Source organism: Streptomyces sp. NBC_01622 (assembly GCF_045209635.1).
In the GTDB taxonomy this organism is placed as follows: Bacteria; Actinomycetota; Actinomycetes; order Streptomycetales; family Streptomycetaceae; genus Streptomyces.
Genome location: NZ_CP109293.1, coordinates 6,185,832 through 6,209,237 on the forward strand (window position 1 = coordinate 6,185,832; position 23,406 = coordinate 6,209,237).

At 69.5% G+C, this 23,406-nt stretch carries 27 protein-coding genes; 17 read left to right on the plus strand and 10 right to left on the minus strand.

All coding sequences use genetic code 11. The features are described from left to right. Positions 1 to 3: 3 nt before the first annotated feature. Positions 4 to 630 carry a Uma2 family endonuclease gene (locus tag OH768_RS28470; protein ID WP_406458251.1) on the plus strand — a complete coding sequence of 209 codons (627 nt, stop codon included), beginning with the start codon at positions 4 to 6 and terminating at the stop codon, positions 628 to 630. Here the strand turns inward: OH768_RS28470 and OH768_RS28475 are convergent. Continuing rightward, a complete protein-coding gene (locus OH768_RS28475; RefSeq protein ID WP_406458253.1) occupies positions 608 to 1,477 on the minus strand; it encodes a diacylglycerol kinase in 870 nt (289 codons plus the stop codon). The genes OH768_RS28470 and OH768_RS28475 overlap by 23 nt on opposite strands. A gap of 187 nt (positions 1,478 to 1,664) precedes the next feature. On the opposite strand from OH768_RS28475, the gene OH768_RS28480 reads away from it, so the two are divergent. From OH768_RS28480 to OH768_RS28490, 3 genes are all read left to right on the plus strand, one after another. Next, positions 1,665 to 2,948 carry an adenylosuccinate synthase gene (locus OH768_RS28480; protein ID WP_406458255.1) on the plus strand — a complete coding sequence of 428 codons (1,284 nt, stop codon included), beginning with the start codon at positions 1,665 to 1,667 and terminating at the stop codon, positions 2,946 to 2,948. Positions 2,949 to 3,111: 163 nt separating this feature from the next. Beyond that, positions 3,112 to 4,932 (plus strand): bifunctional metallophosphatase/5'-nucleotidase, encoded by a 1,821-nt coding sequence (locus OH768_RS28485; protein ID WP_406458257.1) that lies wholly within the window; start codon positions 3,112 to 3,114, stop codon positions 4,930 to 4,932. 45 nt (positions 4,933 to 4,977) lie between these two features. Next, entirely contained in the window at positions 4,978 to 5,268 is a 291-nt protein-coding gene (locus tag OH768_RS28490; RefSeq protein WP_406458259.1) for a hypothetical protein, read from the plus strand. A gap of 1 nt (position 5,269) precedes the next feature. On the opposite strand, the gene OH768_RS28495 is transcribed toward OH768_RS28490, so the two are convergent. From OH768_RS28495 to OH768_RS28505, 3 genes are all read right to left on the minus strand, one after another. Next, positions 5,270 to 5,872, minus strand: coding sequence for a hypothetical protein (locus OH768_RS28495; RefSeq protein WP_406458261.1), 603 nt, complete (start codon positions 5,870 to 5,872; stop codon positions 5,270 to 5,272). Between the two features lie 66 nt (positions 5,873 to 5,938). Next, positions 5,939 to 6,196 carry a DUF397 domain-containing protein gene (locus OH768_RS28500; RefSeq protein WP_406458263.1) on the minus strand — a complete coding sequence of 86 codons (258 nt, stop codon included), beginning with the start codon at positions 6,194 to 6,196 and terminating at the stop codon, positions 5,939 to 5,941. Continuing rightward, positions 6,193 to 7,029 carry a helix-turn-helix transcriptional regulator gene (locus OH768_RS28505; RefSeq protein ID WP_406465478.1) on the minus strand — a complete coding sequence of 279 codons (837 nt, stop codon included), beginning with the start codon at positions 7,027 to 7,029 and terminating at the stop codon, positions 6,193 to 6,195. Before OH768_RS28505 ends, OH768_RS28500 begins: the two co-directional genes overlap by 4 nt. Before the next feature lie 125 nt (positions 7,030 to 7,154). On the opposite strand from OH768_RS28505, the gene OH768_RS28510 reads away from it, so the two are divergent. The 6 genes from OH768_RS28510 (at position 7,155) to OH768_RS28535 (ending at position 9,633) form a co-directional block, all read left to right on the plus strand. Further along, positions 7,155 to 7,550: a hypothetical protein gene (locus tag OH768_RS28510; protein ID WP_406458265.1), complete on the plus strand. Its 396-nt coding sequence runs from the start codon at positions 7,155 to 7,157 to the stop codon at positions 7,548 to 7,550. 139 nt (positions 7,551 to 7,689) lie between these two features. Beyond that, positions 7,690 to 7,974 (plus strand): hypothetical protein, encoded by a 285-nt coding sequence (locus tag OH768_RS28515; RefSeq protein WP_406458267.1) that lies wholly within the window; start codon positions 7,690 to 7,692, stop codon positions 7,972 to 7,974. A 94-nt stretch (positions 7,975 to 8,068) separates the two neighbouring features. Next, a complete protein-coding gene (locus OH768_RS28520; RefSeq protein WP_406458269.1) occupies positions 8,069 to 8,407 on the plus strand; it encodes a hypothetical protein in 339 nt (112 codons plus the stop codon). A 120-nt stretch (positions 8,408 to 8,527) separates the two neighbouring features. Further along, entirely contained in the window at positions 8,528 to 8,794 is a 267-nt protein-coding gene (locus OH768_RS28525; protein WP_399118558.1) for a hypothetical protein, read from the plus strand. Next, complete coding sequence (locus OH768_RS28530) at positions 8,791 to 9,243, plus strand: hypothetical protein (protein WP_406458271.1); 453 nt, start codon at positions 8,791 to 8,793, stop codon at positions 9,241 to 9,243. Before OH768_RS28525 ends, OH768_RS28530 begins: the two co-directional genes overlap by 4 nt. Before the next feature lie 99 nt (positions 9,244 to 9,342). After that, positions 9,343 to 9,633 carry a hypothetical protein gene (locus OH768_RS28535; RefSeq protein WP_406458273.1) on the plus strand — a complete coding sequence of 97 codons (291 nt, stop codon included), beginning with the start codon at positions 9,343 to 9,345 and terminating at the stop codon, positions 9,631 to 9,633. Positions 9,634 to 9,637: 4 nt separating this feature from the next. Here OH768_RS28535 and OH768_RS28540 read toward each other — a convergent pair whose 3' ends face one another. Continuing rightward, on the minus strand, positions 9,638 to 9,853 hold the full coding sequence (locus OH768_RS28540; RefSeq protein WP_019070350.1) for a 4-oxalocrotonate tautomerase family protein: 216 nt from the start codon (positions 9,851 to 9,853) through the stop codon (positions 9,638 to 9,640). A gap of 143 nt (positions 9,854 to 9,996) precedes the next feature. Between OH768_RS28540 and OH768_RS28545 the strand changes: the two genes are divergently transcribed. Continuing rightward, positions 9,997 to 10,869, plus strand: a complete 873-nt coding sequence (locus tag OH768_RS28545) for a helix-turn-helix transcriptional regulator (RefSeq protein ID WP_406458275.1) — start codon at positions 9,997 to 9,999, stop codon at positions 10,867 to 10,869. On the opposite strand, the gene OH768_RS28550 is transcribed toward OH768_RS28545, so the two are convergent. The 4 genes from OH768_RS28550 to OH768_RS28565 all read right to left on the minus strand — a co-directional run bounded on the left by OH768_RS28550 (position 10,866) and on the right by OH768_RS28565 (position 16,271). Next, complete coding sequence (locus tag OH768_RS28550) at positions 10,866 to 11,516, minus strand: hypothetical protein (protein ID WP_406458277.1); 651 nt, start codon at positions 11,514 to 11,516, stop codon at positions 10,866 to 10,868. The two genes, OH768_RS28545 and OH768_RS28550, sit on opposite strands and share 4 nt — an antisense overlap. A gap of 89 nt (positions 11,517 to 11,605) precedes the next feature. Next, positions 11,606 to 14,032, minus strand: coding sequence for a dolichyl-phosphate beta-glucosyltransferase (locus OH768_RS28555; protein ID WP_406458279.1), 2,427 nt, complete (start codon positions 14,030 to 14,032; stop codon positions 11,606 to 11,608). Positions 14,033 to 14,058: 26 nt separating this feature from the next. Next, positions 14,059 to 14,760 (minus strand): GntR family transcriptional regulator, encoded by a 702-nt coding sequence (locus tag OH768_RS28560; protein WP_406465479.1) that lies wholly within the window; start codon positions 14,758 to 14,760, stop codon positions 14,059 to 14,061. A gap of 155 nt (positions 14,761 to 14,915) precedes the next feature. Next, complete coding sequence (locus OH768_RS28565; protein WP_406458281.1) at positions 14,916 to 16,271, minus strand: aspartate aminotransferase family protein; 1,356 nt, start codon at positions 16,269 to 16,271, stop codon at positions 14,916 to 14,918. Between the two features lie 240 nt (positions 16,272 to 16,511). Here OH768_RS28565 and OH768_RS28570 point away from each other — a divergent pair, with 240 nt between their 5' ends. Beyond that, positions 16,512 to 18,668, plus strand: coding sequence for a serine/threonine-protein kinase (locus OH768_RS28570; protein WP_406465481.1), 2,157 nt, complete (start codon positions 16,512 to 16,514; stop codon positions 18,666 to 18,668). 119 nt (positions 18,669 to 18,787) lie between these two features. Further along, positions 18,788 to 20,314, plus strand: a complete 1,527-nt coding sequence (locus tag OH768_RS28575) for a substrate-binding domain-containing protein (protein ID WP_406458283.1) — start codon at positions 18,788 to 18,790, stop codon at positions 20,312 to 20,314. Positions 20,315 to 20,320: 6 nt separating this feature from the next. On the opposite strand, the gene OH768_RS28580 is transcribed toward OH768_RS28575, so the two are convergent. Further along, positions 20,321 to 21,040 (minus strand): SLATT domain-containing protein, encoded by a 720-nt coding sequence (locus OH768_RS28580; RefSeq protein ID WP_406458285.1) that lies wholly within the window; start codon positions 21,038 to 21,040, stop codon positions 20,321 to 20,323. A 275-nt stretch (positions 21,041 to 21,315) separates the two neighbouring features. Here OH768_RS28580 and OH768_RS28585 point away from each other — a divergent pair, with 275 nt between their 5' ends. The 4 genes from OH768_RS28585 (at position 21,316) to OH768_RS28600 (ending at position 23,383) form a co-directional block, all read left to right on the plus strand. Then, positions 21,316 to 21,660 carry a YbaB/EbfC family nucleoid-associated protein gene (locus tag OH768_RS28585; RefSeq protein ID WP_026178802.1) on the plus strand — a complete coding sequence of 115 codons (345 nt, stop codon included), beginning with the start codon at positions 21,316 to 21,318 and terminating at the stop codon, positions 21,658 to 21,660. A gap of 68 nt (positions 21,661 to 21,728) precedes the next feature. Next, entirely contained in the window at positions 21,729 to 22,328 is a 600-nt protein-coding gene (gene recR / locus OH768_RS28590; RefSeq protein ID WP_019070339.1) for a recombination mediator RecR, read from the plus strand. Next, positions 22,321 to 22,983, plus strand: coding sequence for a DUF5063 domain-containing protein (locus OH768_RS28595; protein ID WP_406458288.1), 663 nt, complete (start codon positions 22,321 to 22,323; stop codon positions 22,981 to 22,983). Before recR ends, OH768_RS28595 begins: the two co-directional genes overlap by 8 nt. Positions 22,984 to 23,071: 88 nt before the next feature. Further along, a complete protein-coding gene (locus OH768_RS28600) occupies positions 23,072 to 23,383 on the plus strand; it encodes a trypco2 family protein (protein WP_236584930.1) in 312 nt (103 codons plus the stop codon). The last annotated feature ends 23 nt before the right edge of the window (positions 23,384 to 23,406 follow it).

Here is a 23,406-nt window from a genome sequence, read left to right on the forward strand (position 1 = left end):
ATCATGACACTCATGGCAGAGCGACCGGTGATGAGCGGCACTGAGCCTCGTGGCGGCTTCGAGGAGATGTTGGACGTCCTCGACAAGCTGGGCGTGCCCGACGGCTATCGGGCCGAGATCATCAGGGGGAACATCGTCGTGTCGCCGTGGCAGAAGGCTTACTACCTCAGGGTCATGGACCTGATCTGTGATCGGCTGCGCCCGTACCTGCCCGAAGGCCACCAGATCAGTGGGCTCCCGGCACTGTACGTGTTCCCGGGAGCCGAGCGGGCGTACGGCCCGGATGTTCACGCGGCCCATGAGTCGACGCGTGAGAGCACCAGTCACCATCTGGACGGTGAGGCCCTCTCCTTCGTAGCGGAACTGACCTCGACATCGACTCGTAGCGCAGATCTGAACGAGAAGGTGAGTGTTTACGGGAAGGCGGGTGTACCCGTCTACCTCATCCTCAACATGCAGGACGAGGAGGCCACCGTCTATTGGTCCCCGTCGACCCAGGTCGGATACGAGGAGAGCCTCACCAAGCCGTTCGGCGAGAAGCTCTACATCCCCGACCCGTTCGGCTTCGCTCTCGACACCAGCGGTTTCCAGGCCCCCCAAGGCCCCGCTAAGAAGAACCCGGCAAAGTAAGCCCCCAAGCCCCCTCCCGCACCACCCACGTCCGAGTCCGCACCGGCCCCGCCACCACCGCGTCCGCCCGGTACCGGAAATCCGCCCCGGACACAGTCACCGACCGCCCCCGGGCACACAGCGGTGACGCCTCCGCGCCCACCGACACCGGCCGTACCTCTACCTCCGCCAGCCCCGACGCCCCCGGTCTCACGGAGACCGCCTCCACCGGCTGGTCGAGGTCGACGAGGGTGACGCCGTCGACCTCGACCCGGAGCCGTGCCGGCGCGAACCGGGGCACACCGTCGAGCGACTCCCGCTCCCGTGCCGGGCGGGCCGGCACCAGGGTCCGTACCAGCGACTGACAGGTCCGCAGCCACGACGCGTGCCCGGAGCCGGCGGGCGAGGGCACCGCGGGCGAGGGGAGCGAAGGGATCCGCAGCGCGCCCAGCACCACCCCGTCGCTGTCGTCCACCAGCAGATCCATCCGCCGTACGACCCCGTCGAGCACCGCCCGCGCCGCCGCCACCGCCCCCGTGGGCACCCCCAGCGCCCCCGCCAGGGACAGCGCGCCGCCCACCGGCACCATCGACAGGGCGCATCCGGCCAGCTCCCGCTGGCGGTGCAGCAGGGACACGGTCCGCATCAGGGCACGGTCGTCGCCCACCAGCACCGGTCGCCGTGAGCCCCGCCGGGCGAGGACCCGGGCGAATTCCTCGGGCCCCTCCGGCATGCACACCTTGGTCGCGGCACCCGCGCTGAGCACGTCTTTCGCGATGCGGACGGACTCTCCGTCGGTGCGCCGGGCGACCGGATCGATGACGACCAGGAGCTGATCGGAAGTCGCGAAAGTCGCCACCTCGGCCATGCCTCGCTTCCTCGGGTAGCATCTTTGTGCAAGAGCCCCTTGCGCTATTGCGCCAGGGGCTTCGTCTATTCCGGGGCATCCGGTCCGACGGGTTGCGGCCGACGAGGGTCGCTGACGTACGAGGCACACGCTGTGCGGCGTACGTCTCTGACCTTGGACATGCCCCGCCCGGAAGGGGTGTACGCGCGTGCCCGCACTTGTGCTGCTCGGTGCTCAGTGGGGTGACGAAGGCAAGGGAAAGGCGACGGACCTGCTAGGTGGGTCCGTCGACTATGTGGTGCGCTACCAGGGCGGCAACAACGCCGGCCACACGGTAGTCGTGGGCGATCAGAAGTACGCCCTTCACCTGCTCCCTTCCGGGATCCTCACACCGGAGTGCATTCCGGTCATCGGCAACGGTGTCGTCGTCGACCCGTCGGTCCTGTTCTCCGAGCTGAACGGGCTGAACGAGCGCGGCGTCGACACGTCCAAGCTCCTGATCAGCGGTAACGCTCACATCATCACGCCCTACAACGTGACGGTGGACAAGGTGACCGAGCGCTTCCTCGGGAAGCGGAAGATCGGCACCACCGGCCGCGGCATCGGCCCGACCTACGCGGACAAGATCAACCGCGTCGGCATCCGGGTCCAGGACCTCTACGACGAGTCGATCCTGACGCAGAAGGTCGAGGCGTCCCTCGACATCAAGAACCAGATGCTCACCAAGCTCTACAACCGGCGCGCGATCGCCATCGAGCAGGTCGTCGAGGAGCTGCTGTCCTACGCGGACCGCCTCAAGCCCTACGTCGCCGACACTGTCCTCGTCCTCAACCAGGCGCTGGACCAGGACAAGGTCGTCCTCTTCGAGGGCGGGCAGGGCACCCTCCTCGACATCGACCACGGGACCTATCCCTTCGTCACGTCCTCGAACCCCACCGCCGGTGGCGCGTGCACGGGCGCGGGTGTCGGCCCCACCAAGATCAGCCGGGTCATCGGCATCCTGAAGGCCTACACGACCCGGGTCGGCTCGGGCCCGTTCCCGACCGAACTGTTCGACGCGGACGGCGACGCGCTGCGCCGCATCGGCGGCGAGCGGGGTGTCACCACCGGCCGTGACCGGCGCTGCGGCTGGTTCGACGCGGTCATCGCCCGCTACGCGACCCGCGTGAACGGCCTGACCGACTTCTTCCTCACCAAGCTCGACGTCCTCACCGGCTGGGAGCAGATCCCGGTCTGTGTGGCCTACGAGATCGACGGCAAGCGCGTCGAGGAACTCCCGTACTCGCAGACCGACTTCCACCACGCGAAGCCGATCTACGAGAACCTGCCCGGCTGGAGCGAGGACATCACGAAGGCCAAGACCTTCGCGGACCTCCCGAAGAACGCGCAGGCCTACGTGAAGGCGCTGGAGGAGATGTCGGGCGCGCCGATCTCCGCGATCGGTGTGGGCCCCGGCCGCACGGAGACGATCGAGATCAACTCGTTCATCTAGAGCGTCGGTTGGTGGCTGTACTTGGGCCGGTCTTGGGAAACCTTGACCGGCCCTTGGGCTGTCCGTGGTTACGCCGGTAACAGGTGGAGGCCAGCATCTACGCGGGTAGCCCGCCGCGCCCCGCACGCAACACCCGCCCTCTGTGCCCTTCCAGGAGCCCTGAATGCCCGTCAATCCCATGAACCGCCGTGAGTTCGTGCAGAAGTCCGCCGTCACCGGCGCTGTCGTGGCCGTCGCGGGGACGGCGGCGGCGACCCCGGCCGAGGCCGCCGACCGGCACAAGCCGAAGCCCAAGCCCAAGACCTGGACGTTCTCCATCCTGGGCACGACCGACCTGCACAGCCACGTCTTCAACTGGGACTACTACACCAACGCCGCCCCGGTGGACTCCAAGGGCAACACCTACGGCATCGCCCGCATCGCCACCCTGGTCAAGAACCTGCGCGCCGAGAAGGGCGAGGACCGGGTGCTGCTCGTCGACGCGGGCGACATCATCCAGGGCACGTCTCTCGCGTACTACTACGCGAACGTCGACCCCATCACGGGCAAGGACGGCAAGCGCGGCCCCAAGCACCCCATGGCCATCGCCATGAACGAGATGCGCTACGACGCCGCCGCCCTCGGCAACCACGAGTTCAACTACGGCGTGGACGTGCTGCGCACCTTCGAGAAGCAGTGTCATTTCCCGCTGCTCGGCGCCAACGCCCTGGACGCGAAGACCCTCAAGCCCGCCTTCGAGCCCTACACGGTCAAGCACATCAAGGTGCCCGGCGCGCCGGACATCAAGGTCGGCATCCTCGGCCTCACCAACCCGGGCATCGCGCTGTGGGACAAGGACAACGTCAGCGGCAAGCTGGTCTTCCCGGGGCTCGTCGAGCAGGCGAAGAAGTACGTGCCGCGGCTGCGCGCGCTCGGCTGTGACGTCGTCTTCCTCACCGACCACTCCGGTCTGGACGGCTCGACGTCGTGGGGCGACGAACTCCCGTACGTGGAGAACGCGTCGAACCTGGTCGCCCAGCAGGTCCCCGGCATCGACGCGATCCTCGTCGGCCACACCCACGTCGACGTCCCCACCTACACGGTGAAGAACGAGGAGACCGGCAAGGACGTCCTCCTGTCCGAGCCGTACTGCTACGGCTATCGCCTGTCCGTCTTCGACTTCGAGCTGGAACTCGTGCGCGGCTGCTGGGAGATCACCGGCAAGACGGCGACCACGCTCAACAGCAACACGGTCGTGGAGGACAAGAAGATCACCGAACTCCTCACCGCCGACCACGACTTGGTCGTCAAGTACGTCAACACGGCGATCGGCACGAGCGCCGAGGACATGTCGACCGCGGAGGCCTGCTGGAAGGACGTCCCCGCCATCGACTTCATCCACGAGGTCCAGATGGAGACGGTGAAGGCGGGCCTGTCGGCGGCGGACGCCGCGCTCCCGCTGATTTCGGTGGCGGCCTGCTTCAGCCGCACCGCCGACATCCCCAAGGGCGACGTGACCATCCGCGATGTCGCCGGCCTCTACATCTACGAGAACACCCTCTACGGCAAGAAGCTCACCGGCGCCCAGCTCAAGGACTACCTGGAGTTCGCGGCGAAGTACTACCACCAGGTCCCGGCCGGCACCGCGGTCGACACCTCGACCCTCACCAACGCCAACAGCTTCTGGGACTACATGTACGACACGGCGGCCGGTGTCTCCTACGAGATCGACATCGCGGCGGCCGAGGGCTCCCGCATCAAGAACCTCACCTACAACGGCGCCGCGATCCCCGACGACCAGGTCTTCGTCGTCGCGGTCAACAACTACCGCGCCAACGGCGGCAGCGGCTACCCGCACATCGCCGCCGCGGAGTCCGCCTACAGCTCCACCAACCAGGTCCGCGACCTGATGATCGCCTACGCCACGGCGAAGGGCACGATCGACCCGACGACGTTCGCGGCGACCAACTGGAAGCTGACGCAGGCCGGCACGCCGGTCTTCTAGACTCGACTCCGCACCTACCTTCTGCGCCGAGCGTGAGGAGCACGGATGTCCATGGCAGTCCTGGGGCGGGGCGAGGCCCGCACCGCTCTGATCCTGGAGTCCGTGCTCAGCGCGGCGGCCGTGGTGTGGTGGTCGACCCTCCTGTGGGCGCACCGCGACGCCCTGTACGCGGTGCCCGACGCCGTGGCTCTGATCCTCACGGTCGTGCTGTCGCTGCTGGTGACATGGACCGTGTGGCTGCGGGCGGGCCGGCTGCGGAGCGCGAATCTGGCGCTGGTCGCGGTACGCGGTGTCGCGGTGCTGACGTTGTCCCTCTGGCTCCTTCAGGACCTGTAGGTCAGTCGGGGCAGGCGAGCGGCAGGCCGAGACAGGCGTGCAGGGCTTGGCTCAACCGGCTGTCGACGGCCGCCCGTTCGGCCTCGGAGGGCGGCTCCTCCGGCGGGATCAGTGCGTACGGCAGTGCCGTGGTGAGCACGGCGAGCGTGACCATGTCCCGCTCGGCGCTGCCGCGCAGGTGCGGGGTCACATGCTCGGACAGCCACTGCCAGGCGATCCCGTGCCACTCGGTGTCCGTGCGGAGGACGGCGGCGTACGTCATCGCCGGTTCGGTCCGTGCCATCGCCGCGACGACCGGATGCTCCCGGAGCAGCCGGGCCGCCCGCACTACGAAGCGCACCCCCAGGCACTCCGGCGGCGGCAACGGGCCGGGGACTTGCAGGGCCACGTGCAGCACGCGCTTCAGTTCCTGCAAGGTGGCCTCGCGCAGCAGTACCTGGGGATTGGCCCAATTCCGGTAGAAGTACTGGCGGTTGGAGTCGGCCAGTCTCGCGATGTGGGTGACACCCACGCGCCGGGGCCCTCGCATGGCCATCGCGTCCAGCGTCGCGCGGTACACGGTGCCCATTCCTGGCGGAGCCTGGACATGCTGTGAGCTGCTCATGTGAGCAGTTTGGGGTGGGGGTGGGGTGGGTGTGTTGAAAAAGTGTGTCGGTTTCGCCTGAAAGTGTCACACTTTTTTGGGGAGGGGGTGGGGGGTGAGGAAGGCAGACCAGGCCACATCGGACACGGTGATCATCCCAAGCCCCGGGTTCTTGGAGTCCCGGACGTGCACGGTGTGGGGGCAGGCCGCGATCTCGACGCAGTTTCCGCCGCCACCGTCGCTGTACGAGGACTTACGCCAGTCGAAGGCGACTTCGACGCAATTCCCGCCCCCGCTGTCGCTGTAGCTCGACTTGAACCAACGCAACGTGCCGGTGCCGCTCATCGTTCTTCTCCTGCCAACCGCTCGATGAGGCTCAGTGAATCGTCGGGGCTCAGAGCCTGTGCGCGGATCTTCGCATAGCGGTGCGCCAGTTGGGAGACTTCCGGCGGATCGCTGATCAGGATGCCCTGGTCCTCGACTTCCATGTAGACGACGTGCTCGTGCTCCTTGGTCACCACCAACTTCATCGAGCCACGGTCACCCGCGTACGTTCCGCGCAGCCCGCGATCCATCGGCAGCACCTGCACACAGACATTGTCCCGCCGCGCATCCTCGGCGAGCGAACGCAGTTGCTCCCGCTGCACCTCCCAACTCCCGAACGGCCGCCTCAGCACGCTCTCTTCGAGGATCAGCTCGATCATCGGAGCTGGGTCCCGGTCGAAGAGCTTCCTGCGGGCAAGTCGTGCCTCGACCAGTTCCTCGCGCTTCTGCTCCGACACCGGCGGATATCCGCCACCGATCAACGCCCGCGCATAGGCCTCGGTCTGGAACAGGCCGTCGACAACGAGCGTCTCGTACGACGACAACGTGACGGCCTCCGCCTCCATCTCGGCGAACCCGCGGAACCGGGTCGGGTACTTCTCCAACAGCATCCACTTGCGCGCCTCGTCGAAGACCCCGAGCCCACCCCCGACCGCTTCCTCCAGCTTGACGAGCATGTCGTCGCTGGCGGGCTGCGCACAGGTCTCCATCGCGCTGACCGCAGAGCCGGTATAGCCCATCAACTTGCCCAACTCGCTCTGCGTCAGCTGCTGTTGCTCACGCAGTGCTTTCGCGAGGGTGGCGACGAGATGCGCCGTTCCGCTCGCTTCTTCCTTGTTCTTGGCCCGCGCCATTGCGGTCACCCCCGGACTCAACCGAACTCAACCGGTCACCAATAGCCGACTCCTGTGCCCAACCGTCGCGGATGGTCGACGCAGAGTTATGGAAGACGCTAGCCGGACCTGCCGAAACTATCCGCATGGATACGCAAAGTGACCTGAAATGGATCCCCGCCACCGGCATCCAACTCCGCAAGGCAGGGGTCCAGTTCGACGCGGTACGGGTGGACGGCGACGAGGGCAGAGACCTCGCGGACAGGCTCGCCCGCATGACAGGAGGGGCGCCCGGTCCCGTCGTAGAGGAAGCGACGGGCAACCGCCCGGTCTACTTCCTGGTCCCCGCCGGCAGTACGTCCCACCGCGCGTGGCCACCGGGAGTAACCCGCCTCACCGCCGGCCCGAACCACATCTCGTACATCCCGGTCCCGGCCCTCAACGGCCAGACCTGGCCGCTGACTTGGCGCTACCGGCCGACGACCCCGGACCGCTTCGTCCACACCCTGCTCCTGCGCACCGCCCTTCACCCAAAAGAGTGAAGAACGCCAACTCCCGCCCAGGAAACGCCGGTTCCAGCTTGCTTTCGTCGCTTTGCGTGCCCATAGAGTCACGCCAACAAAGAACGCCCCCGCGGTGCGCCAACACCCGGGGGCTCGACAACAGGAGAACGACCTCCCGATGCCTTTGCACCGTACCGCGCCTGCGGATACCCACACTACTTTCGCCACCGACCTGCTCCACGACCAGGACATCTCGTGGTGTGCGGCAGGTGTGTTGGCGTACCTTCTCAGTTTTCCGGGCGGGATCGATGTCTCGGTCGCCACGCTGACCGCGCAGCGCAAGGAGGGGCGTGCCGAAGTCGCGGCGGCCCTGCGTGAACTTGAGGCGGCGGGATACCTGCGTCGCGTGCCGGGTGAGGGCGATGCGCTGTACGAGGTGTCCGACGTGCGAACCGATGAGTAGGGCCAGGGCAACCGGCCGCGCGCGCCTCTGAGTTCAGGGCTGCAGGTCGGGAGCCCAGCGCCACCCGGCGGAAAGCGCCGCGCTTGCCGCGAAGTTGCTCGGGTCACTCGGGCGAACTGAACCTCGGCTCACGCTCGGCGCCGCCGAGGCGCTGAAGCTCGCGCCGCTGGTCGAGGAGTGGTGGGAGCGGGGCGCGACGAGCGTTCAGGTGCGCGCGGCGTTGACGGACGGTCTGCCGCGACGGATGTACTCGGCCGCCGCCATCGTCGAAAACCGCCTGCGTCGAAAGTGCCCGGCAAGTCAGGCGACGGCACCGGTCACCACCGTCCGGGTCGAGCCGCGCAAGCCCGGCGCCTCCGGCTACCGCGAGGCCGCGCAGCGCGGAGGCGCACTCGCCCGCGCCCTGTTGCAGGGGCGCCCCGCGCTCGCGTAAACGCACCTCAGACTCCCGGCCGCACGCCCGTGCAGAGCCGGGTCCCTCGAAAGAAATGGAGCGTTGATGACCGTCACACTCGTACGCCCGGAGGCGGTATACCACCGGTATACTCCGCTTATGGCTGACACCACGATCAAGGTCGACCCCGCCGTCCGAGACCGTCTTCTGGAGCTGGCCAGGGAACGGGGGATGACCATGCGAGACCTCGTCGCGGAGCTGGCCGGGGCCACGCCCACCAAGGAAGAGCTGCGCAAGCGGTACGAGGAGACCAGGGCGTACGTCGAGGAGCATTTCCTCGGCAGGCCCTACACGGAAGAGGACGAGAAGGCCGGCGAGAAGCTGTGGGCCGACCTCGAAGCCGGGCGGATCGGTGAGGTTCAGTGACGGGGGAGGAGCAGCGGTATCCGCTGCCGCGTGCCGTCATCTTCGACGACACCGCCGCACTGGCACTCGGCGCGGGCAACATCATGGCCTCCCGACTCGTCGTCGAGGCCGAGAAGGATCCCGCCCTGCATGTCTACATCCCGGCGCTCAGTCTCGCCGCCGCCGAGCGGGAGCGCGCCGGGGTCGCCGAACACGTCGGCGCGTTGCCGTCCGTGGCCATCGAGGGGCTCGACTTCGCTGCGGCGGCCGCCGTGGGCAAGCGACTGCGGGTCGCCGGTGACGCCGACGCGGACGGCGACAAGGACGAGACCGACTGGAGCGGCGCCCATGTGCTGCATCTCGCCCTGCCCACCGTCGAGTGGCCGCGCGGCCGACCCGTCCTGACCAGGACGCCGACCCGGTATCGCGGTACCGGCATCCGCACGATCCGTATCGTCGAGCAGAACTGACCAAAAAAGGGGGACGTCCTGGCCGGGGCGTCCCCCTTTGTCCGGGCATATCCTGAAGTGGTCCGCCCCGCGCACGCCGATCAGAAGAAGGTGACTGCGATGCGCATGATGCTGAAAGCGTCCATGGACACGGAGAAGGGTAACGAGGCCATCCGCAACGGGACTCTCGGGAAGCTCATGGAGGAGTCCATGGAGCAGATCAAGCCCGAGGCTGCCTACTTCACCGCCGATGGCGGCAAGCGCACCGCGTTCCTGTTCTTCGATCTGAAGGACCCCTCCGACATTCCGTCGATCAGTGAGCCGTTCTTCCTCAACCTGGGTGCCGAGCTGACCTACACCCCGGTGATGAACGCGGAGGACGTCCAGACGGGTCTCGGCAGGATCCGCTAGGCCCTCACTCCTGCGGTGTTCCCTGGATCTTGGCAAGGGTCAGGACACCGCCGCCGATGCCCCATCCGGCGTCGGCGACCTCTTCCACCAGGACGAGCGTGGTGGCGCGGGCGCCGTCGCCGAAGATCTCGGCGTACAGGTCCGTGGTGCGCGTGATGATCTGCTCCTTCTGCTCCGCGGTGAGGGCGCCGGCAGGGACCTTGAAGTTCGCGAAAGGCATGGTGTTCTCTTTCTTCGTGTTCCTCGTGCTGCTGTGGGGATGTGGCAACCATCCCTCCCGGTTGCCGCATCCCGCCAGGGCTGAGCCCACCCAGGGGTTGCCGGCCCCTGGCTCGGACCCGCCGGAGAGGCGACGATGAGCGAGTGAACCTTCCCGAGCTCGCGGCGTTCCTCAGGTCCCGGCGTGACCGGGTCCGGCCGGCCGACGTCGGCCTGCCCGTCGGGCCCCGGCGCCGGGTGCCCGGTCTGCGGCGCGAGGAGGTCGCGCAACTGGCGGGCCTGTCGGCCGACTACTACACCGAGCTGGAGCGCGGACGCGGCGCCCAGCCCTCGGCGCAGACACTGACCGCCCTGGCCCGGGCGCTGCGGCTGGGCGGCGACCAGCGCGACCACCTGTTCCACCTCGCCGACCGGCCGCTGCCCGAGTCGGCGCGCGGCGCGGGCGCGCGGCACGTACAGCCTGCCCTGCTCGGGCTGCTGGACCGGCTGGCCACCACCCCGGCCCAGGTCATCACCGACCTGCACGAGACCCTCGTCCAGAACGAGTTGGCCGCGGCACTGCTCGGGCGGGCGCCGGAACCGCGGGGCCCCGTCACCGGGTTCGCGTACCGCTGGTTCACCGATCCGGCCGCCCGCGCCGTCTACCCGCCCGAGGACCATCCGCACCACTCACGGGTCTTCGTCGCCGACCTCCAGGCAGTTGCCGCCCGCCGGAGCCGCGACAGCGAGGTATCCGGCATGACGGCCGCACTGCGGCGGCGCAGCGCGGAGTTCGCCGCCCTGTGGGACACCCACGACGTGGGCCTGCGCCGCACCGATCACAAACGCATCGTGCACCCCACGCTGGGGATCATCGAGTTGGACTGCCACAGTCTGTTCAGCGAGGACGGCCGCCAGCGCCTCCTGTGGTTCACGGCCCCGCCCGGCACCGAGGGCGCCGCCCAGCTCGAACTGCTCGGCGTCATCGGCACACAGGACATGGCCGCGACCGAGGACACCCCTCGCACGCACCGTTAGCTGAACACGATCATCGAGCCCTGGGCCAGGCTGCGCGTCGCCGCCGCGTGCAGCCCGAGCCAGACGTGCCGCTCGCGCGCGAAGGGGCTGGCGTCGTACGGCGCGGGGACCGCCGGCTCCTCCAACTCCGTGGGTGCGGCGGGGGGCTGGGGTGGCGTGGGCGGGTTCGCGGGGTCGATGCCGATCGTGGGGGCCACGAACTCCAGCTCCCGGAGGAGGGTTTGGGAGGAGCCCAACGGGCCGCCGCCGGCGAGGAGTTCGTCGTTCGAGAGCGGGTGCGGGAAGTCGACGGGGACGTAGGCGCCCGCGTGGTCGTAGTGCCAGACCAGATGGGACTGCTGGGCCGTGGTCTCGAACATCTCCAGGAGCTGTTCGTAGTCGCCGCCCAGGTCGTCCACCGGAGTCACCGGGAGCCCGCAGACCTGGAGGAGGTAGGCCCGGCGCAGGAAGTGCAGCGCGTCGTAGTCGAAGCCCGCGACCGGGGCGACCTCCCCGGACAGTCCCGGCATGTACTGGTACACCGGCACCGGTGGGAGCCCGGCCTCGTCCAGCAGCGAGTTGTAGAGCGCGAGTTCGTCGGCGAACGGATTGTCGGGGGTGTGGCACAACACGTCGACGAGCGGGACCAGCCACAGGTCACAGGCCAAAAGGGGCTCCTCGGTTACTCGCTGCGCAGCGTGGTGTTCGCATGGTGGTCAGGCAAGAGTAGGGGGAAGAGTAGTCGGTGCGGCCCGGGTCAGCTCCCCTCGTGCAGGTCCCATACCCACACGCCGTCCACCCACTTACCGGGTTTGCCGACCAGCTTCTCCACGGCCGTGCGGAGCTTGTCGTCGTTGGGCTGCGGCGCGATCACCAGGGCGCCCGCGTGCCAGTACGCGAAGTCGGCCTTGGCCTGGGCCTGCCAGTTCTTGCCGATGGTGGGGATGACGCCGGTGTAGCGGACGTCCCGCAGCATGTTGGAGGTGTAGCGGGGCGAGGCGCCGTAGATGCCGATGCGGTCGGCGCCGTAGGGGCCGTTGAAGTAGCCGCCCGGCATCTTGAAGCCGAGGCCGGAGGCCGTCTGCCAGTGCAGCGCCTCCGCCGCGCCGGGGTCGGCGAGCGGGATCGGGACCAGGGATTCGCCGGCGCGGACGTACGACTTGTAGGTGCCGTCGGTGAAGAAGGCCGGTACCGCGGCCCGGTCGACCGCCTTCAGCGGCGCGGGTACGAGCGGGAGCAGGCCCAGGCATACGGCGAGCAGGCCCACGTACTGCGTGCCCAACTCCCGTGTCGCCGCCAGCCGTTCGACCGCGAGCGCGACCAGCATGCCCAGCGCGGGTGCGCAGATCATCGCCACCCGGCCCTCGATCACCGACTCGAAGAGCGGCTTGTGGGCGAGCAGGGCCCAGGGGCCGGGGTAGATCGTGTCCGTGAGCGGGATGCGGATCTTGGGGCCCATGGAGAGGATCGCCGCCGCGATCGCCGTGAACGCGAGGGCCTTGACCAGGGCGTGTTCCCACAGTCGTACGACGATGGCGAAGGCCAGGGCGACCAGCGGCCAGCCGTAGAAGGCGTTCTGTTCGGTGGGGTTGAGGGAGAGGGAGTTGGCGCGGATCTCGTCGCCCGCCATCAGGGAGCGTTCGGCGAAGGAGAGGAGAGCGAGGGGGCTGTTGCCGGCGTTGTCGCCGTGCAGGACGCTCTTGTAGCTCTGTGGACCGACGAACTGATACCAGAGGGGGATCAGGATGATCGGGGCGCAGACCAGCGCCGCGATGCCCAGACCCTTGAGCAGGGGGCGCCAGGACGCCCGGACGACATCCCTGTTGAGGACGCCGTAGGACGCGGCGAACAGGGCCATGCCGATCGACGCCAGGAGCAGGGGCTCCTCGCCGAGGAAGATCTGGTAGGCCGCCATCAGGCCGAGCACGATGCCGTCGCGGACGACCCGGGTGCCCGCGCACAGGCGCAGGGCGCGGTCGATGATCAGCGGGATCATGAAGAGGATGACGAAGTTGGGGTGCGCGTTGGCGTGGCTGACCATCGGCGGGGCGAAGGCCGCGAGCGAGGCGCCGACGAAGGCCGCGGCCCGTTGCCGTACGACACGCTTCACGATCAGCCAGTACCAGGCGGCGGCCGTGGCCGCGAGGCCGAGCGCCATGCAGACGCTGAGGGAGACCGCGGGTCCTGCCAGCAGGGTGAGGGGCGCGAAGGGGACCGACAGGCCGAGCATGACCGTGTTGGCCATGAGGTTCACGCCGTCGGGGAAGCCCTGGAGGTTCGAGAGGAACGGGTTGTGGAGGTGGGCCACGTTGTCGGCGGTGACCGCGAAGAACCACTCCCACTGGTTCTGGTCCTGGAGGGAGTCCTCCAGGTAGCGGTGGTTCGGGTCGAAGAAGCGGCCCGAGTAGAGGGCGACCGACATGAGGAGGAAGAGGACGGGGACCAGGATGTCGACCGGACGCAGGGAGCGGGCGCGCAGGCGGGCGAGTTCGGTGAGGACCCGGGCGTAGTCCAGGGGCCGTACCTTCGAACCGGACTGGTGGGCCCAGCGCACCGGGACCTCGGCGACGTCCCAGTCGGCGCGGCGGAAGTGCTGGAGGACTTCTACGTCGATGCCCCAGCCGTTGATGCGGGAGGCGGCGAAGGCCTCGCGGGCGCGGTCGCCCTCGAAGAGCTTGAAGCCGCACTGGGTGTCGCGTATGCCGGGGACCGCGGCCTGCCGTATGAGGAAGTTGCCGGCGCGGCCCAGGAGTTCGCGGACCGGGTGCTGGTGGCTCTCGATGGTCGCGCCGGGCGCGGCCCGGGAGCCGATCGCCGCCGCACGGCCCTCGCTCAGCTCCTTGTCGAGTTTCTCCAACTCCTCGATGGGCGCGGCCAGATCGGCGTCGGTGACCAGGACCCGGCCCCCGCGTGAGGCGGCGACCCCGAGGCGCAGGGCGTGGCCCTTGCCGCGGTTGCGGGGGCTGGTGACCAACTGCACACGCGGGTCGGCGCGGGAGGTGACGACCTCGCGGGTGCCGTCGTCGGAGCCGTCGTCGGCGACGACGATCTCCCAGTCGCCGAAGCGGCCCTCGTTGTCGCTCAGATACGTGGTGATCGCTTCGAGCGTCGGCCCGAGCCGCTGTTCCTCGTTGTAGGCGGGCACGACGACACTGAGGTCCACGACGACGACACTGGGGTCCACGGCCGGAGCGGCCCTTTCCGGTCCGGTCACCGGGCGGCCAGCCGCTCGATGAGGTCGAGGGAGTGCGTGTTGTACGCCAGGACGATCGCGCGCGCGGCCGGGGTGTCGCGGCGCGCCAGGGCGTCGACCAGCTCGGTGTGCTCGGACCACAACTGCCCGCGCAGATCGGTCAGTCGGCGCAGATGCTGCACCGTGCACACCCAGGACTGGACGCGCAGCCGGTGCAGGAAGTCGCCGAGGTAGGGGTTGCCGAACATGGTGCTCAGCTCGCGCCAGTACCGCAGGTCGTAGCCGATCAGCACGGTGAGATCACCGGCCTCGGCGGCGCGCTGCGCCTCCTCGCCGCGGCGGCGGACCCCGGCGAGCGCGGCGACCGTACGCGGGTCGTCGGTGCGGTCGAAGACGGGGTGGCCGCCGGCGAGGGCCAGGAACATGCCCTCGGTGACCAGGGCGCGGGCCTCGATCATGCCGCGGTGGTCGGCCACCGAGTACTCGTGGACGCGGAAGCCGCGGTGCTGGTCGGCCTCCAGGAGTCCCTGCGCGGAGAGATCGACGAGGGCTTCCCGGACCGGGGTCGCGGAGACGCCGTACTGCTCGGCGATCTCCTTCACCGTGAATTCCTGGCCGGGCTGGAGCCGTCCGGCCAGGACCTCGTCGCGAAGCGCGCCGGCGATCTGCTGCCGCAGGGTGCTGCGGGTCACGGCGCCGTTGCCGCTGCTTCCGGGCATCGTCGGAGCGTCTCCCTCGTCGCGTTCGATGGCGTACTCGTATATGTCTACGAGCACGTCACCTTACGCGTTCGGGTTCCCGCCCTGCCCGTATCCGGGCACCGGCGGAAGGGACCCGCCCATTCCGGGTACTACGAGGTGAATTCGACGGCGTACTACGACGTGAATTCGTCCGCCACGGACAGCGCCGTGTCCAGGGCGGCGAGGCCCTCCTTCAGCTCGGCCTCGGTCACGTTGAGCGGCGGGACGACGTGCGTGCGGTTCATGTTGACGAACGGCCACAGCCCCTGCTGCTTCGCGGCGGCCCCGAACGCGGCCATCGCCGCGTTGGCCTCACCCGCCGCGTTGTACGGCACCAGCGGCTCGCGCGTCTCCCGGTCCTTCACCAGGTCCAGCGCCCAGAACATGCCGACCCCGCGCACCTCCCCGACACTCGGGTGCCGCTCCGCCAGCGCCCGGAGCGCGGGCTCCACGACGGTCGTACCGAGGTGCTTCGCGTTCTCCACGACACCCTCCTCGGCCATGACGTCGATCGTCGCGACGGCCGCGGCACAGGCCAGCGGGTGCCCGGAGTACGTCAGGCCGCCCGGGTAGGCCCGCTTGCCGAAGGTGTCCGCGATGGCGCTGGAGATGGCCACCCCGCCGAGCGGCACGTATCCGCTGTTCACGCCCTTGGCGAAGGTCATCAGGTCCGGTACGACGTCGAACAGGTCGGCCGCGAACCACTCGCCGGTCCGCCCGAACCCGGCCATCACCTCGTCCAGGACGAAGACGATCCCGTACTTGTCGCAGATCTCACGCACCCCGGCGAGATAGCCCGGCGGCGGCACCATGATCCCGGCCGTCCCCGGCACGGTCTCCAGCACGATCGCGGCGATCGTGGCGGGCCCCTCGAAGGCGATCGTCGTCTCCAGGTGCTCGAGCGCCCGCGCGCACTCCTGCTCCTCGGTCTCCGCGTAGAAACGGGACCGGTACAGGAAGGGCGCCCAGAAGTGCACGACCCCGGCGGCGGCGCCGTCGCTGGCCCAACGCCGCGGATCCCCGGTGAGGTTGATCGCCTGCTGAGTACCACCGTGGTAGGAGCGGTACGCCGACAGCACCTTCGGCCGCCCGGTGTGCAGCCGCGCCATGCGCACGGCGTGCTCGACGGCATCGGCGCCACCGTTGGTGAAGAAGATCTTGTCCAGGTCCCCGGGCGTCCGCTCGGCGATCAGCCGGGCCGCCTCCGACCGGGCCTCGATCGCGAACGCGGGCGCGAAGGTGGTGAGGGTCGCGGCCTGTTCCTGGATCGCGGCGACGACCTTCGGGTGCTGGTAGCCGATGTTCGTGTAGACGAGCCCACTGGTGAAGTCCAGGTAGCGCCTGCCGTCGTAGTCCCAGAAGTACGACCCCTCCGCGCCGGCCACGGCGAGCGGGTCGATGAGCTCCTGCGCGGACCAGGAGTGGAACACATGCGCACGGTCCGCGGCCTTCACGGCGGCGCCGGCCTGGGGGTTGGGCTGAGGGGTCATGGCGGCGAGCGTAAATGTCCGCGATGCGGAAACGGAATCGGCGTCCTGTCTGCGGTAGCGGGGTTTCCGCGACAGGTTGTCCAGGGTCGGCCGGTGCACGGCTGGGCCCGGTCTCCCGTTACGGAACCGTAGACACCGCTCCGGCCGTCTCGTCGATTCCCCGCACTATTCTCGGTCTGTCGCGGAGCGCAGGGGTGTGACCGGGGCGTGACCGGGGATTTCAGGGGAGGCGGCGCGGTCGTGGAGAAACTGGGGGCGGCCGATCCGCAGCGGATCGGGGCATACCGGCTGCTGGCCCGGCTCGGGGCCGGCGGCATGGGGCAGGTGTATCTGGCCCGGTCGGACCGCGGGCGCACGGTCGCCGTCAAGCTGGTGCGGGAGGACCTGGCCGCGCAGGAGGAGTTCCGCGCCCGCTTCCGGCAGGAGGTGCAGGCCGCACGGCAGGTCGGCGGGCACTGGACCGCGCCCGTCCTGGACGCCGACACCGAGGCCGCGGTGCCGTGGGTGGCCACCGGATACGTCGCCGGGCCCACCCTGCAACAGGTCGTCGGCCGCGACCACGGGGCACTGCCCGAGCGTTCGGTACGCATCCTCGCGGCCGGGCTCGCGCACGCGCTCCAGGACATCCACGCCGCCGGCATCGTCCACCGCGACCTCAAACCGTCCAACGTGCTGGTCACCATCGACGGCCCCCGCGTCATCGACTTCGGCATAGCCCGGGCCCTGGAGACCCAGGCCGGGGACGGGCTCACCCGCACCGGTTCGCTCGTCGGCTCGCCCGGATTCATGGCACCGGAACAGGTGCGGGGCGACCGCATCACCCCCGCGTGCGACGTCTTCTGCCTCGGCTCCGTCCTGGCCTACGCCGCGACCGGCACCCTCCCCTTCGGCAGCGCGAGCAGCGGTGTCCACGCGCTGATGTTCCGCATCGCCCAGGAGGAACCCGACCTGACGGGCGTCCCCGAGGGCATCGCCGAACTGGTCCGCGACTGCCTGCGCAAGGACCCGGCCACCCGGCCCACCCTGGACCGCATCCTCGACCGTACGGGCGCGGAGGACACGGTCTCCGGGGGCCGCTCCCGCGACCCCTGGCTGCCGAGCGGCCTGGTCGCCCAACTCGGGCGCCACGCGGTGCGGTTGCTCGACACGGAGGATCCGCAGACGGCGGAGCTGGAGAGCGCCGACACCGGGAAAACCGATAACGAGAAGGCCGACACGGAGAAGGCCGATACCGAGAAGGCCTCCACCGAGCGGGTCCAGCTGGAGAAGGGCGCTCCGGTGGTGCGGGCCCTTCAGGCTCGGGCTTCCGAGCCCTTGGCCCTGGAGGCGGCTCAGGGGGCCACGCCTGCCGCACTTCCCGCACCCGCACCCGTCACACCTGCACCCGCCGCACCCGCACCCGCTTCCGCGCAGGCCGCCCCCGTCGCCGTAAATCACCCGGCCGTCCCCGAAGCCTCCCCCGAACACGCCCCGGCCTCCGACGACTCCTCCCTGCCGCCCCCCGCGCCGGCGGACAGTGGCGCGCCGACCACCCACCTCCCGACGGTGGTCGAGAGCCGGCCCGGAACCACGGGGACACCACCCCCACCCACCCCGCACCCGGCCTACGGTCACCCGCAGCAGCACCCCCAGCCCGCCCCCGGCTACCCGCAACAGCCGGCCCAGCCCGCCCCGCCCGCCCCCGACTACGGCTACCCCCAACTCCCCGCCCGGCAACTCGTCGGCTGGGGCGGTCAGGTGCCGTACAACCCCTACCCCCACAACCCCGGCCCCGGCTCCACCCCGCCCTACGGCCCGGGCCCCTACCTGGAGCCCCAGGAGCCGCGCCGCAGCAAGCGGTCGACCGCGCTGCTCGTCGTGGTCGCGCTGGTCGTCGCGCTGGGGGCGGGCGGTTCGGTGTACGCGCTGGTGAAGGGCGGTGGCAAGGGCAGCCGTACGGCGGCCGGTTCGGGCGGCCGGGCCACCAGCGCCGCGCCCACCACGCCGGGCCCGACCACCGGGGGACCGTCGCCGACGAACTCGCCGTCCTCCTCCGCCACACCGAGCGGCGGCGACGCCGTACCGAGCGGCTATCTCGGCACCTGGAACGCCTCCATCGACAACTCCACGGGCCACAACACCCGCCAACTCACCATCAGACAGGGGAAGGTGGGGGACCCCGTACTGGAACTGGTCGCGGACGGCCCCGGCTACCACTGCGTGTTCAGCGCCGACCTCGCCCAACGGCCCGGCGGCGACAGCCCGTTGAGGCTCGGCGCCTCCACCGTCACCTCGGGACAGCCGCTGTCGTCCTGCAGCCCGGGCGCGGCCAGCGAGATCACCCTGCTGTCGCACGGCACGCTCCAGCGGGTGAACACCGGCAACGGCGAGAAGCTGACGTACACGAAGTCGGGCTGAAGTCCCTTTACTGCGGGGCCAGTTGAACGTCACCCGAACTTCGGCCGACAGCCCCTGCGGGTTTTCCGGGGCCGCCCGTACCGTGACCCCACGATCCGGCTGGGGAGCGGGGGCCCGCAGTGGAGTGGCTGAGCGCGGAGAACGTCGTCGCCGTGGGTACCGCGGTGCTCGGTATCGTCGCGTCCGGTGTGATGGTCTGGTACGAACGCCGGACGCCGCGCCGCAAGCGGATCGGCTACCGCGTCCAGATGGACAACCCCATTGGCGACGACGTGCGTTCGGGCCGCGCCAACAGACGCCTCGGCCTCTTCGACGAGGTGCCGGGCATGTCCGACGCCACGCTCGTCCTGCTGCGCATCGAGAACGACGGTTCGCAGAGCATCGCCGACAACGACTACACCGGGCGCGAACTCCACGGCCTCACCGCGGTGTTCACCGACCGCACGATCCGCGGGGTCTCGGTCACCCAGCCGGTCGGCACCGACCATCTGATGGACCACTTCACCCCGGCGGCCGGCCTTGGCTTCGACGGCAACACCCTGCGCATCCCGCGCGTCCCGCTCAACCCGCGCGACCACTTCAAGCTGCTGGTGCTGCTGTCCGGCGGTGACGTCGGCTGCGACATACGGCTCATAGGGGGTATCCGCGACGGCGAGGTGCACCCCAACCGCAGCGCGACCCCGGACGACAAGGCGCCCCTGTTCAGCCGCGCCTCCCGGCTGATCACCATCATGCTCACGGTGTGCGTGGTGACGCTGGCGACGATCGTGGTGGCCCGCGACGACACCCCGCCGCCGATCGGCTGCGCGCACGGCACCCTCACCGTCACCGGTTCGACCGCCTTCGCGCCGGTGATGGAGGAGGCCGCGCAGAAGTACGAGAAGGACTGCGAGGGCTCGAAGGTCGTGGTGGATCCGCACGGATCGACGGCGGGCGTACGGGAGTTGGAGGCCGGCGGGCTCGCGTCGAAGAAGGGCTCACCGGCGATCGTGGCCATGTCGGACGGACCCAAGCCGAGCGACATGCCCCAACTGTTGGCGCGCCGGGTCGCGATGTCGGTCTTCGTGATCGTCGTCAACGACGGCATCCACCTCAAGAACCTGTCCACCGCGGACGTACGACGCCTGTACCGGGGCGACATCAAGAACTGGCGGGAGCTCGGCGGGCCCGACGTGGCGGTGCACATGGTCAGCCGGGACGCCAACTCCGGTACGAGACAGGTGTTCCAGCGCCGGGTGCTGAAACGGGGCGAGATCGCCAACTCCTCCGTCGACTGCGTCCACAAGGACGATCCGACGGCACCCGTCATCCGCTGCGAACTCGACTCCACGGACCAGGTGCTGTCCGAGGTCGCCGAGGTCCCCGGCGCGATCGGCTACAGCGAACTCACCCTCGCCTCGCACGCCAAGGGTCTGCACGTACTCACCCTCGACGGCCACACCGCGTCCGTGGACGCCATCGAACAGGGCACGAGCAGCTACCCGTACCGCGAGATCGAGTACGCCTACACATATGGCCTGCCCCCGTCCGACTCCCTCACGTCGAGCTTCCTGAACTATCTGACACAGGGCGTCGGCCAGGACGTGATCCGCGTCCACGGCCACATCCCGTGCGGGACCGTGGAGGGCATGAAACTGTGCACGTAGCCCACGTCAGCGGGGCTCGGGCGGTCGCTGCCGCGGCATGTTCGGCCGGCTGCCGCCTCCCGGTCCGCCGGGTCCCGGCGGCATCGGGAACCTGCCGTGTACGACCGCCCCCTCCTGCCGCCCCCCGCCGGCCACCGTCGACTGGATGCCCAGCGGTGCCGAGCCCGTCCGGAACTCCACCATCCAGTCGGCCGTCTCCATCCGCACCAGCTCCGTCACGTCCTCCGAGAACCGCCGCAGCACCCCCAGACACCGTTCCGCGGCCTCGCTCGCCGTCCCCTCGGCCGGCCCCAGCACCTCCCGCACGCCCTCCGACGCCCAGTCGAACTGGAGCACCTGAAGCCGCCGCTGCACCGCCTGCGCCGTAGCCACGTCCCTCATCCACCCGGACGTCATCCCGAAGAGCCGGTCCCCGGCCACGCACGCCGCCCCGAGCAGCAGCGCCAGATAGCCCCAGGCGGCCAGCCCGGCCACCACCCCGGTGAGGTCGAGCAGCGGCAGCGCCGCCCCGACGACCGCGCCCAGCGCCCCACCCGTGCGCAGCACCCGCGCCCCGCGCCGTTTCCACACCCGGTCCGCGAGGTACCAGGCCGCCGTCTCCAGCGCCCCGCGCTCGACCCACCGGTACAGCTCGTCCAGCCGGGCCGCGGGCTCGCCCCAGTCCCCGAGCGGAAACGCCCGCCCGGCCAGATCGCCACCCTCGGGCTGAATCTCCGGCTGACCCACCCGGCACTCCCTTACGTTGTGTGACACCTGATGCTGATGTGCCGGATCCTTCCTACCGCCCAATGGGTGGCGAAGGCTCCGGTTTCACCGCTTTTCCGCCTGGAAGTGGGTCTTGATCAGGTATAGGACGCGGTAAGGACTCACTCGAAAGAGTGCTGAAGCGATGACTGCTCGGACCACGTAGGCTCGTGCCGAGCGGGGAGAAAACCTCGCCCGGACAGCCGTACCCCTGCCCGAACCCCTGACTGACAGCCGTACGAAACCAGGAGCTGATCGTGATTCCCGGTGGTGGCCAGCCCAATATGCAGCAGCTGCTGCAGCAGGCCCAGAAGATGCAGCAGGACCTGGCGAACGCGCAGGAGGAGCTGGCGCGGACCGAGGTCGACGGACAGGCCGGCGGCGGCCTGGTCAAGGCCACCGTCACCGGCGCCGGTGAGCTGCGCGCGCTGAAGATCGACCCGAAGGCGGTCGACCCGGACGACACGGAGACCCTCGCGGACCTGATCGTCGCGGCCGTCCAGGCGGCCAACGAGAACGCGCAGACCCTCCAGCAGCAGAAGCTCGGCCCGCTCGCGCAGGGACTGGGCGGCGGCAGCGGTATCCCCGGTCTGCCTTTCTAAGACAGGCCGCGGCCAACTACGGTACGTACGTACCTCCCGCACGATCCCGAGGAAGGGCAGGCAGTCCGTTGTACGAGGGCGTGGTCCAGGACCTCATCGACGAGTTGGGGCGGCTCCCCGGCGTCGGTCCCAAGAGCGCGCAGCGGATCGCCTTCCACATCCTGCAGGCGGAGCCGACGGACGTCCGCCGGCTCGCGCAGTGCCTGATGGAGGTCAAGGCGAAAGTCCGCTTCTGCGCGACCTGCGGCAACGTCGCGCAGGAGGAGCTGTGCGGCATCTGCCGCGACCCGCGTCGCGACCTCTCGGTGATCTGCGTGGTCGAGGAACCGAAGGACGTAGTGGCGGTCGAACGCACCCGCGAGTTCCGGGGCAAGTACCACGTCCTGGGCGGCGCGATCAGCCCGATCGAAGGTGTCGGTCCTGACGACCTGCGTATACGAGAACTTCTCGCGCGGTTGGCCGACGGTACGGTCACGGAGCTGATCCTTGCCACGGACCCGAATCTGGAAGGCGAGGCCACGGCCACGTACCTCGCCCGCATGATCAAGCCCATGGGCCTCAAGGTCACCCGCCTGGCCAGCGGCCTCCCGGTGGGCGGAGACCTGGAATACGCGGACGAGGTGACCCTCGGCCGCGCCTTCGAGGGGAGACGACTCCTAGATGTCTGACGCCACACTGCATGCCACCGCGCAGGACCCGGACGACTTCGCGGTCCAGATCGCGGATCAGGTCGAGAGCTTCCTGGTGGCCGTGCCGGAGGTAGCGAGGGGCGAGGACCCCGACTCCGCGGTCCCCTTCCTCCTCCTGGAGGTCTCCCAACTCCTCCTGGCGGGCGGCCGGTTGGGCGCGCACGAGGACATCGTCCCCGACGAGCGCTACGAGCCCGACCTGGGCCCGGAGCCGGATGTGGACGAACTCCGCGAGCGCTTCGCGGTGATGCTGGAGCCGATCGACGTCTACTCGGAGGTCTTCGACCCCTACGAGCCGCGCAAGGCCCCGGTCCCGGCCCGCATCTCCGACGACCTCGCCGACCTCATCACCGACCTCCGCCACGGCATGGCCCACTACCGCGCGGGCCGCACCACGGAGGCCCTGTGGTGGTGGCAGTTCTCCTACTTCTCCAACTGGGGCTCCACGGCGTCGGCGACGCTGCGTGCGTTGCAGTCGGTGGTGGCTCATGTCCGCCTCAACCAGCCCCTCGCGGAACTGGACGGCCTGGACACGGACCAGAGCGTCATGGGCGACGAGACGCTGGAGTTCGAGGCGGGGCGGGTCATGGCGGAGGAGATCGGCGAGCCGTTGGGGATCAGGCCGGTGAAGTAGTCAATTACCGGTCTTTTTCCACATGTTGTGGGGCGCGGCGAGTACGCTGCGCCCCACAGTGCGTGTACGGGGACCAGGGGGACGCCCGATGGCGGATGAGGTATGGATGGGGTTGGCCGAGGCGATCGGGGCGATCCGCGCGGAGCTTCAGCAGGCGGCGCGGGACGGAGCGGGGCAGGAGATCCAGTTCCGGACGGGGCCGGTGGAGATCGAGTTCGCCGTGGACATGAAGAAGGACGGGGAGGCACGGGCGAAGGTCTTGGTGCTCCCGTTCGGCGCGGAGGCGAAGGCCTCGCGATCAAAAGGCACGACGAGTCGAGTCAAGCTCACACTCCAGCCGGTCGACGCCGATGGAGCCGATCGGCGTATCGCGGACGACTCGGGGGAACGCCCCAAGTAACGGGGAACACGGGGGTGTTGGCC